Origin of the sequence: Longimicrobium sp., from assembly GCF_036387355.1 — a bacterium.
Classification (GTDB): domain Bacteria; phylum Gemmatimonadota; class Gemmatimonadetes; order Longimicrobiales; family Longimicrobiaceae; genus Longimicrobium.
On record NZ_DASVTX010000088.1, the window covers coordinates 1 to 9,199 of the forward strand.

Below are 9,199 nucleotides of genomic sequence, written 5' to 3' on the forward strand. Positions count from 1 at the left end.
GTATCCCGTGCAGTGCGCGCGGATGAAGCCGTGGTCCATCACTCGCCCCCGGTCGCGCCGCTCCGCGTCCAGCATCTGCTTCATCATCCCCTTGAGCACCGCGACGTCGCTGCCGGGCAGGGGTTGGAGGTACACGGTGGCGATCTCCGTTCCGCTCCCCGTGAGCGTGGCGCCCACCTCCTGAGGATGGGCGAAGCTCAGCAGGCCGCGCTCGCGCAGGGGGTTGATGGCGACGATTTCCGCGCCCCGCCGCCGCGCCGCCTGCAGCGCGGTGAGCATGCGGGGATGGTTGGTGCCGGGATTCTGGCCGATGACGAAGATGGCGTCGGCCTTCTCGAAGTCCTCCAGCTGCACCGCGCCCTTGCCGATGCCCATCGTCTGCCGCAGCCCCACGCCGCTGCTCTCGTGGCACAGGTTGGAGCAGTCGGGAAAGTTGTTGGTCCCCAGCATCCGCCCGAAGAGCTGGTACAGAAAGGCGGCTTCGTTGCTGGTGCGGCCGCTGGTGTAGAAGGCGGCCTGGTCCGGGTGATCCAGCGCGCGCAGCGCCTCGCCGGCGCGGGCGAACGCATCGTCCCACGAGATGGGGACAAAGTGGCGGCTTCCCGGGCGCAGGATCATGGGCTGCGCCACGCGGCCCTGCTGCTCCAGCCACCAGTCGCTCTGGTGGCGCAGCTCATCCACCGAATGGCGGGCGAAGAACTCAGGGGTGGCGCGGCGGCCGGTGGCTTCGGCGGCCACGGCCTTTGCCCCGTTCTCGCAGAACTCGAACGACGAGCGGTGCTCGCGCGGCTCCGGCCAGGCGCACCCGGGGCAGTCCACGCCGTGCTCCTGGTTCAGCACGCGCAGCGCGGCGGTCCCGGGAAGGATGGCCTTTTCGCGCGCCAGCTGCCGCATGGTGCTGACGATGGACGCCATGCCGCCGGCGGGCTTGGCGCCGGGGTCATGCCGCGGCTGCGGATCGGGAGTGGTGGGCATCGGACGGCCTGCTCCGAAAAGGACGTAACCTGTTGGATGGGAAAGGTGTCGATGGGTTGGGCGGGGGCGCAAGGGGAAGTGGGGAGTGCGGAGTGCGGAGTGCGGAGTGCGGAGGATCGGCGCGGCGGCGGGTGTGGCCCTCACCCGTCCGCGCTGAGACGCGTCCACCCTCTCCCACGAACCGATGTGGGAGAGGGGGCACACGGCAACTGAAGTATGCTGCGGGTCGGATGGATTGGCGCATGGTGACGCGCCACTCTCCGCAACTCCTTCTCCCGCAAGCGGGCGAGGGGGAGCCGTTCGGTGGTGCGGCGGGCGGCGGTGCGTCCGGCGGACTCGTCCGGACATCGGCGCAGAGGACGGTTCAGTGCGTGCGGCGGGCTTCGGAATGCCCCTCCCCCACCCCTCCCCGTGCAAACTGCCGCACGGAGAGGGGAGGACACTGACCGAACCCTGGGGCCTCAGCAGTTGAAGCCCTGAACGGCGCCTGTGGGCGTCGTGTCGGGGCTTACCGCTTCCGAGCGGCGGATTTATCCGCTCAGGGCGGGGTGCGGCTGCCCTGAACTCCGCCAGCCGGGCATTCCGCCCTCGTGCAAGTGAAGTCCCCCCGGCTGTTTGAGGGGACTTTCTGCGTTGTTGCGGCGGATTCATCCGCTCAGGAGGGCGGGGGCCACGTCGGGCTGTGCCACACACACCGATCCATCCGCCCCGCAACCCTCCCCCAGTCTGTTTTGGGGGAGGGTGGGTGAGTCATGCGAACCCGGGTGGGGGCCGCCGTCGGCTCGCCATCTACACCCTGCTCCTCGCCCGCGCCGGTCGAACCTCGCAGCCGTACGTGAGGCTTTCAGCCGTGGTTGCGGCGACTTCAGTCGCTCAGCAGTGCCGTGCGGCTTGCGCGGCCGCGCGGGGGGCGTGAGTTTTGGCGCATCCCGCCAACCGACTCCGATCATCCAATGCCGTCACATACGAACCCCGCGCCCGAGGCGCTGCCCTGGGGCGCGCCCGCGCTTCCCGCCACGCTGCACCCGGACGGGCCGTGGACGTGGCCCAACCTGGTGACCGCCATCCGCCTGGTCGTGGGGCTGGTGCTGTTCACCATGGCCGCGCTCACGGGCAACGAAACGCTCAACTACTACGGGCTGGCCGTCTACTGGTCGCTCGACATCGCGGACGGCGCCGTCGCCCGCAAGCTGAACCAGGAAACGCTTCTGGGCGGGCAGTTCGACATCTTGTCGGACCGGCTGCTGGTGGCGTTCTTCTACCTGAACGAGCTGTATCTGCACCCGAACATGGCGGTGCCCATCGTGCTGTTCCTGCTGCAGTTCATGGGGATCGACCACTTTCTGAGCAACCAGTACCTGCGCCACCCCGGCATCATTTCGCCCAACTACTACTACCTGGTGGACCGCAAGGTGTGGCAGCTCAACTGGTCGCCGGCGGGCAAGGCGTTCAACACGGGGCTGGTGACGCTGCTGCTCATTTTTACTGGATCGCCCGTGCTGGTGAGCGCGGTGGTGCTCGCGATCCTGGCGGTAAAGGTCTACTCCGTCATCCTGCTGCAGCGCCGCCCCGCCCCGGCGGCCTGAACGGATCGCGATCCGATGCACGACGGGCCGGCTTCCAGCGAGGGGAGCCGGCCCGTCTCGCTGTTGGGGCTGGGGTTCTGGATTCGATGCGCCGAGCGGAGTTTGCCGGCGGCCCCCACCCGGGCCGGCATCACCGGCCCACCCTCCCCCAAAACACCTGGGGGAGGGTTGCGGGGCGGATGGCTCGGTGTGTGTCGCACACCCTGACGCGGCCCGCGCTCTCCTGAGCGGATGAATCCGCCGCTCCAGAAGCGGTAAGCCCCGACACGACGCCCATAGGCGCCGTTCGGGGCTTCAACTACGTTCGGGACCGGCCTCGACCTTTCAGGTGCAGTCCGCGCAGGCGGACTTCGTGTGATTCGAGGCGCGGTTTTCAACCGCCGGGCATGAACCCCGTCCGCCACGCCAATCCGTCCGAAATACCCGAACCCCCGCCCGCCTTCACCCCCCGAACAGCTGCGTGATCGTGTAGATCAGCAGCCCCACCAGCCCGCCCACCAGCGTTCCGTTGATGCGGATGTACTGCAGGTCGCGGCCGATCTGCAGCTCGATCTTGCGCGTCGTATCGTCCGGGTCCCACGCGGCCACGGTGGTCTCAATCAGGTCCGCCACTTCGCCGCGGTACTGCTCCACCACGTACAGCAGCGCCTGCTCCGCCCATCCGTTCACCTTGTCCAGCAGCTCCTGGTCCTCCGCCAGCGAAGCCCCCAGCCGCGTCGCCGCCGCTCCGACACGGCGGCGGAACTCCGATTCCGGGTCCGCACCGTGGCGCAGAACGGACGCCTTCATGTCTGCCCAGAGCGAGGCGGAATACTGCCGCACCGCAGGATGGTGAAGGATCTCCTCCTTGAGTTCCTCGCCGCGCGCGATCATCTGCGGCGAGCTCTTGAGGCGCTCCACGAACTCGGCGACGGCCTCGTTGAAGCGGTGGCGCAGCGGGTGGTCGGGGTTGCCCGACACCTCCACCAGCGTGTTCTCGATCCCTCGCGCGATCTTGCGGTAGATCTGGTCGTCCACCGCGCCCGGCATCCACCAGGGCGTCTCCTGGCTGATGCGCTCGCGCAGCGCGTCCCGGTTTTCCTCGAACAGCCGGTCGAACAGGCGAATGGCGGAATCCAGCAGCTCCTGGTGCCGGTTTTCCGCCGTCACCAGGCTGAGCACGTTGCCCATCAGCGGCGCCACCTGCGTCTCGCGCACGCGGCTGCTGAGGCTTTCCTGAATGATCTCCTGCACCTCGTCGTCGCGCAGCACCTGCACAATTCCCGTCACCGCGGCGGAGGCGTGGCGGCCCACCGTGTCGCCGTGCTGCGGGTCCGCCAGCCACTGCGCCAGCTTTCGCGCAATGTCGGCGCTGCGCAGCTTGGCGGTGATGACGGGCGGCGCCAGGAAGTTGTTCTGTACGAAGCTGCCCAGGCTGCGCCCGATGCGCTCCTTGCGGGTGGGGATGATGGCCGTGTGCGGGATCTTGAGCCCCAGCGGATACCGGAACAGCGCCGTGACGGCGAACCAGTCCGCCACCGCGCCCACCATGGCGGCTTCCGCCGTGGCGCGCACGTACCCCAGCCACGGATAGCGCGACTCGAACACGCGCGCGAGGATGAAGACGAGCGTCGCCAGGCCCAGCAGCCCGGTGGCGAGACGCTTCATGTGCTCCAGCCGCTCCCGCTTGAGCGCTTCGTCGGGGAGCGGGGGCAGGCTCAGCCGGCCGTTGTCCATCCGATTACGATCTTTGAGAGTGCGTGGTCGTTCCTGCACCCTCCCCGGTGGAGGATGCGTGCCACGCGCCTGACTACGTCCGCGGAGTCTCGGTGGATTCGGGCGATGATCCCTCCTCCATCCGCCCCGCCTCCTCGTTCCACCGCCATCCGCCCTCCCCCGCCCGCAGGTGCACGCCGCCCAGCCAGCGATCCTCCGGCGGAACCCAGCGCGTCCGTCCATCCAACACCGCCCGACCCTCTTCCGTCAGCGCCAGCCGCCGGTGCGCCAGCGTCCCCATCTCCTCGCCTGGAGCCGGGAGACGGATGGGAGCGCCGTCATCCCACGTGACCAGCGGCGCGGGGCCGGTGCCCAGACCCGCCAGCGCGGCCAGGAACGATGAATCGCCGAGGAAAATCGCCGTCTCGCACGCCTGATCCGCCGCGAATGCTTCGGCAAAGGTGCGCGGGCCGTCCAGCAGCGATTTCAGCGCCTGCCGCTCCGTGCGCGACAGGCCGTCCGCCGTCCACGGAAACTGCTGCAGGTGCCGCCGCAGTGCCGCCGCGAGGTGCGGGAGCGCGGAGGTGTCCGTCGCCAACAGCGCCGAGATGCGGCGCGGATCGGGGGCGCGGAACGCCTCCCACGCGGCGCGCGCAAGCTCCGTCTGCGCGGGCGTGACGGGCGCGCGCAGCAGGAACAGCGCGCGAAGCTGCTCCGGCGGCGACGGCCCCAGGTACTGCGCGGGGTTGATGAGCGTCAGCCGGACGGGAAGGCGCGCGGCCTCGTGCAGCACCTGGATGAGCTGCAGCTGGTCGTACAGGTCGTGCTCGAACCAGAGCACGATCTCGTCTTCCTCCCGCGCGGCGGCGAGCGCATGGTCCCGCTCGCGAAACGAGCGCTCCGCTTCCTCCACCGTCGCCCATCCCCGCGACGCGACGAACTCCGCGCGCACACGGCTGAGTTCCGCGAGCGGCAGGCCGGCGGGGACGGGCCCCTCGTGCAGCACGTCGCGCCAGGGCAGCACGGGCCCGGGCACCCCCGCCGCGCGGATGGCGTCCGCCGCGTGGTCGCCGTTGGTGACGTGAAGCATTGGGTCCGCCGGCCTGTGAACTACAGCCGCCGACCACGGCCGCGGCCCCGGACCGCGTGCAGCACAAACAGCAGCACCACCGCACCGATGAACGCCGTAAAGATCGTTCCCGCCAGTCCGCTGAAGGGCGTCGACACGCCGAGCTGGCGAAAGAGCCAGCCGCCCACGAAGGCGCCCACGATCCCCACGACGATGTCACCGATCAATCCCACGCCGCCCATCACCAGCCCGGCGAGCACGCCCGCCACGAGCCCCACGATCAGCCAGGTCAGCAGATCCACGATTTCCTCCCGGTGTGTGTTCAGGTCCAGCTTTGTACGACGGGCGCAATCGCCGTACCCCGCTCAGCCGTCGCGCAGCACGCGCTTGAGGATCTTGCCCGTCGGGCTCTTGGGGATGGCATCCACCACGTGTACCTGGCGCGGCACCTTGTACGACGCCATCCGCGCGCGGCAGAACGCCTCCACCTCCGCCGCGTCGATCCCCGCGCCCGCGTGAGGGATCACGAACGCCGCCACCGTTTCGCCCTTTACCTCATCCGCCAGCCCCACCACCGCGCATTCCTTGATGGCGGGATGAAGGTACAGCACCTCTTCCACCTCGCGCGGCCACACCTTGAAGCCCGCGGCGTTGATCATGTCCTTTACGCGGTCCACCAGGTAGAAGTAGCCGGCCCCGTCCCGGTATCCGATGTCGCCGCTGTGGAACCATCCGCCGCGCAGCGCCTGGGCGGATTCCTCCGGGCGATTGTGGTAGCCCAGCATCACGTTGGGCCCGCGGATGCAGATTTCCCCCCACTCCCCGTCCGGCACCTCGCGGCCGTCCGGTCCTTCCACCCGCATTTCCACGTTGTCGATGGGCTGCCCCACCGAACCCGGCCTCCACGCGAACTCGTGGTTGTACGCGGCGAACGGCGACGTTTCCGTGAGCCCATACCCCTCGTGCACCACCATGCCGAACGTTTCGCGCCAGCGCCGCGCGACCTCCACCGGCATCGTGGCCGCGGCGGAAAAGGTGTAGCGCACGTCGGGCAGGTCCGCGGGCCCCACGCCGGCGTTCAGCAGGTGGATGTAGATGGTCGGCACGCCGTACAGGTGCGTCGCGCGCTGCTCCCGGAGAAGCGCGGGCGTGGTCGCGGGATCGAACCGGCGGTGCAGCAGCACGGTGCCGCCGGACGCGACGGCGGCGTTGAGGATGAAGTTCTGCCCGAAGCAGTGGAACAGCGGCAGAAAGAGAACGTGCCGGTCACCCGGCCTCGAGCCGACGCAGTGCCGCGTGGAGTGCGCGTTGGACGTGACGTTCTCGTGCGACAGCACGGCGCCCTTCTGCTGCCCCGTGGTCCCCGACGTGTACAGGATCGCCGCCGGATCGCGCCGCTCGCGCGGGACCGTCAGTGCCCCACCGGACGCCAGATCGCTCAGGTCGGACAGGGTGCGCTCGCCCGGCGCATCGCCCTCGCAGATGATGATTTCGCGCAGCGTGGGGAGGGTGCCGCGCAGGGGGGCCGCTTCCGGGAGCAGCGCCGCCGTGGTGAACAGCACGGATGCGGCGCTGTCGGCCAGCACGTAGCGGATTTCTTCCGTGCGCAGCAACGCGTTCAGCGAAACGGCGACGCCGCCGGCCATCTGCGCGCCGTAGTACGCGATGGCGAATTCCGGAATGTTGGGGAGGAAGAGCGCGACCCGGTCCCCCGGCTGCACGCCGAGCGCCCGCAGCCCGCTCGCCACGCCGCGGGCCGCCGCCTCCAGTTCGCGATACGTGATGTCGCGCCCTTCGAAGTGGATGGCGGCTGCGTCGGGTAGCAGGTGCGCGGTGCGCTCCAGCAGGTGGGCAACGTTCATGGGCGGGGGGCGAATGGAGGCGTGGACGGCGCTGCGGGACCGGGGATCGAAGCTAGACCGGCTTCGTCCGGAGCGCCACGGCATCCGGTGTGGAGGGCGGGCTGAGCGAGTGAACTCGCCGCAACAACGGCTGAAAGCCTCACGATACTGCTGTGAGGCTGCATCGGCGCGGGCCATGAGTTCGGTCGGGTGCGCCGAGTCCACGGCGGCCCCCACCCGGGTTCGCATTACTCACCCACCCTCCCCCAAAACGGACTGGGGGAGGGTTGTTCCGGGCAACAAACTCTGGAGAGCGTACCCAATGCTCCCTTCCCCCGGGTTTTTTTGGGGAAGGGCTGGGGATGGGGACCTCTCTCCGCCGCGCCAATCCCTTTGACCCGCTCCAGACTGCAGTTGCCGTGTGCCCCCTCTCCCACATCTGTTCGTGGGAGAGGGTGGACGCGTCTCAGCGCGGCCGGGTGAGGGCCACAGCCGGCGGACGCGCATCATCCTCCCTCGGCACCGAATTCTTTCCGTCCCATCCACCGTGCCATCCAGCGAAAACACCGGCCCGGCGTTATCTTCGACGCGGAAGGACGCGCCGGACGCGCGTTCCCGGAGTCCCGCACCACCGATCCATCGATGGAAAGCACGCTGATCCCCATCCGCCTGAACGGCGCGCCGGAACAAGTCCCCGCCGGCACGCTGGACGCGCTGCTCGCGCACCGGGGCGTGTCCTCGGACAACGCCGCCGCGGTCGCCGTGGCGCGCAACGGCGCCGTGGTGCCGCGCCGGCAGTGGGCGGACACCGCCGTCCAGCCCGGCGATGAGGTGGAGATCGTCACCGCGCTGCAGGGCGGGTGAGCATGGCGGAACCCTGGCTGCTGGCCGGGCGCGTCTTTACCTCGCGCCTGCTGCTCGGAACGTCGCGCTACCCCGATGCCGCCACCCTGCTGGAAGCCATCGATGCCTCCGGCGCGGAGATCGTCACCGTCAGCATTCGGCGCATGCGGCTGCAGGGCGGCACGGGCGAAAGCATCCTGGAGCTCATCCCCCGCGACCGGCTGGCGCTGCTCCCCAACACCGCGGGGTGCATGACGGCAAAGGATGCGGTGCTCACCGCCCACCTGGCCCGCGAAGCGCTGGAGACGGACTGGATCAAGCTGGAGGTCATCGGCGACGACCGCACGCTCTTTCCCGACGTGGAGCAGACGCTGCGCGCCGCATCCGAACTGGTGCGCGACGGCTTTCAGGTGTTCGCCTACACCAACGACGACCCCGTGGCCTGCCGCAAGCTGGCGGACCTGGGCGTGGCCGCCGTCATGCCGCTTGGCGCGCCCATCGGCAGCGGCGCGGGGCTGCGCAATCCGTACAACCTGCGCATCATCCGCGAACTGGTGATGGACGCGCCGGTGATCGTGGATGCGGGAATCGGCACGGCCAGCGACGCCGCGCGTGCCATGGAGCTGGGGATGGACGGCGTGCTGCTGAACACCGCCGTAGCCGAGGCAAAGCGTCCGGCGGCCATGGCGCGCGCGATGCGCCTGGCCATCGAGGCGGGGATGCTGGCGCGCGAGGCGGGCCGCATTCCCGAGCGGTTGTACGCGCAGGCTTCGTCGCCGGTGGAAGGGCTGATCGGCACGTGAGCGGCGGGCCGGGCGCGCTCCCGTTCCGCCTGCTCGCCATCGGCGGCCGCGCGCAGGCCACCCCCGCCGCCGTCCGCCGCCTGGTCGCGGATCAGGGCGCCAGCGTCGCGATCCTGCTGCGCCAACCGGGCATCTCGTCCGCCGATCTGCTCGCCTGGGCAGATGAAATCCTGCCCCTGTGCCGCTCCGCGGGCGCGCTCCTGCTCGTCCATGCGGATCCGGAAGCGGCGCGGGCCGCGGGCGCGGACGGCGTGCACCTGCCCGAGCGCGGCGACGTTGTGTCCGCCCGCGCGATGCTCGGTCCCGCGGCGCTGATCGGCGCCTCCCGCCATGACGCCGCCGGCATCCGCGCCGCGGCCGAGCAGGGCGCAAACTACGCCACCCTCT

The 9,199-nt window shown here is 69.9% G+C and carries 9 protein-coding genes; 4 read left to right on the plus strand and 5 right to left on the minus strand.

The window, feature by feature from the left end; all coding sequences use genetic code 11:
* Positions 1-975 (minus strand): molybdopterin-dependent oxidoreductase (locus VF665_RS04200; RefSeq protein ID WP_331052157.1); only part of this gene is annotated, 975 nt, incomplete at its 3' end.
* Positions 976-1,928: 953 nt separating this feature from the next.
* Between VF665_RS04200 and VF665_RS04205 the strand changes: the two genes are divergently transcribed.
* A complete protein-coding gene (locus VF665_RS04205; protein ID WP_331052158.1) occupies positions 1,929-2,561 on the plus strand; it encodes a CDP-alcohol phosphatidyltransferase family protein in 633 nt (210 codons plus the stop codon).
* Positions 2,562-3,002: 441 nt separating this feature from the next.
* On the opposite strand, the gene VF665_RS04210 is transcribed toward VF665_RS04205, so the two are convergent.
* From VF665_RS04210 to VF665_RS04225, 4 genes are all read right to left on the minus strand, one after another.
* Complete coding sequence (locus VF665_RS04210) at positions 3,003-4,277, minus strand: DUF445 domain-containing protein (protein ID WP_331052159.1); 1,275 nt, start codon at positions 4,275-4,277, stop codon at positions 3,003-3,005.
* 73 nt (positions 4,278-4,350) lie between these two features.
* A complete protein-coding gene (locus VF665_RS04215; RefSeq protein WP_331052160.1) occupies positions 4,351-5,346 on the minus strand; it encodes a DUF1835 domain-containing protein in 996 nt (331 codons plus the stop codon).
* A gap of 20 nt (positions 5,347-5,366) precedes the next feature.
* Positions 5,367-5,627, minus strand: a complete 261-nt coding sequence (locus VF665_RS04220) for a GlsB/YeaQ/YmgE family stress response membrane protein (protein ID WP_331052161.1) — start codon at positions 5,625-5,627, stop codon at positions 5,367-5,369.
* Positions 5,628-5,690: 63 nt separating this feature from the next.
* Positions 5,691-7,187 carry a long-chain fatty acid--CoA ligase gene (locus VF665_RS04225; protein WP_331052162.1) on the minus strand — a complete coding sequence of 499 codons (1,497 nt, stop codon included), beginning with the start codon at positions 7,185-7,187 and terminating at the stop codon, positions 5,691-5,693.
* Positions 7,188-7,808: 621 nt separating this feature from the next.
* Here VF665_RS04225 and thiS point away from each other — a divergent pair.
* The 3 genes from thiS to VF665_RS04240 all read left to right on the plus strand — a co-directional run.
* Positions 7,809-8,030 (plus strand): sulfur carrier protein ThiS, encoded by a 222-nt coding sequence (thiS, locus tag VF665_RS04230; RefSeq protein ID WP_331052163.1) that lies wholly within the window; start codon positions 7,809-7,811, stop codon positions 8,028-8,030.
* A 2-nt stretch (positions 8,031-8,032) separates the two neighbouring features.
* The gene (locus VF665_RS04235) at positions 8,033-8,812 is read left to right on the plus strand and encodes a thiazole synthase (protein WP_331052165.1); all 780 of its coding nucleotides are present in this window, start codon (positions 8,033-8,035) and stop codon (positions 8,810-8,812) included.
* Positions 8,809-9,199: thiamine phosphate synthase (locus VF665_RS04240; RefSeq protein WP_331052164.1), on the plus strand; the 391-nt coding region annotated here is incomplete at its 3' end. The genes VF665_RS04235 and VF665_RS04240, both read left to right, overlap by 4 nt.

What these genes read in the sequence shown, in the direction of transcription:
- VF665_RS04215 (WP_331052160.1), bottom strand. Translation starts at nt 5,346, where the DNA reads ATGCTTCACGTCACCAACGGCGACCACGCGGCGGACGCCATCCGCGCG.
- VF665_RS04225 (WP_331052162.1), bottom strand. Translation starts at nt 7,187, where the DNA reads ATGAACGTTGCCCACCTGCTGGAGCGCACCGCGCACCTGCTACCCGAC.
- VF665_RS04210 (WP_331052159.1), bottom strand. Translation starts at nt 4,277, where the DNA reads ATGGACAACGGCCGGCTGAGCCTGCCCCCGCTCCCCGACGAAGCGCTC.
- thiS (WP_331052163.1), top strand. Translation starts at nt 7,809, where the DNA reads ATGGAAAGCACGCTGATCCCCATCCGCCTGAACGGCGCGCCGGAACAA.
- VF665_RS04235 (WP_331052165.1), top strand. Translation starts at nt 8,033, where the DNA reads ATGGCGGAACCCTGGCTGCTGGCCGGGCGCGTCTTTACCTCGCGCCTG.
- VF665_RS04205 (WP_331052158.1), top strand. Translation starts at nt 1,929, where the DNA reads ATGCCGTCACATACGAACCCCGCGCCCGAGGCGCTGCCCTGGGGCGCG.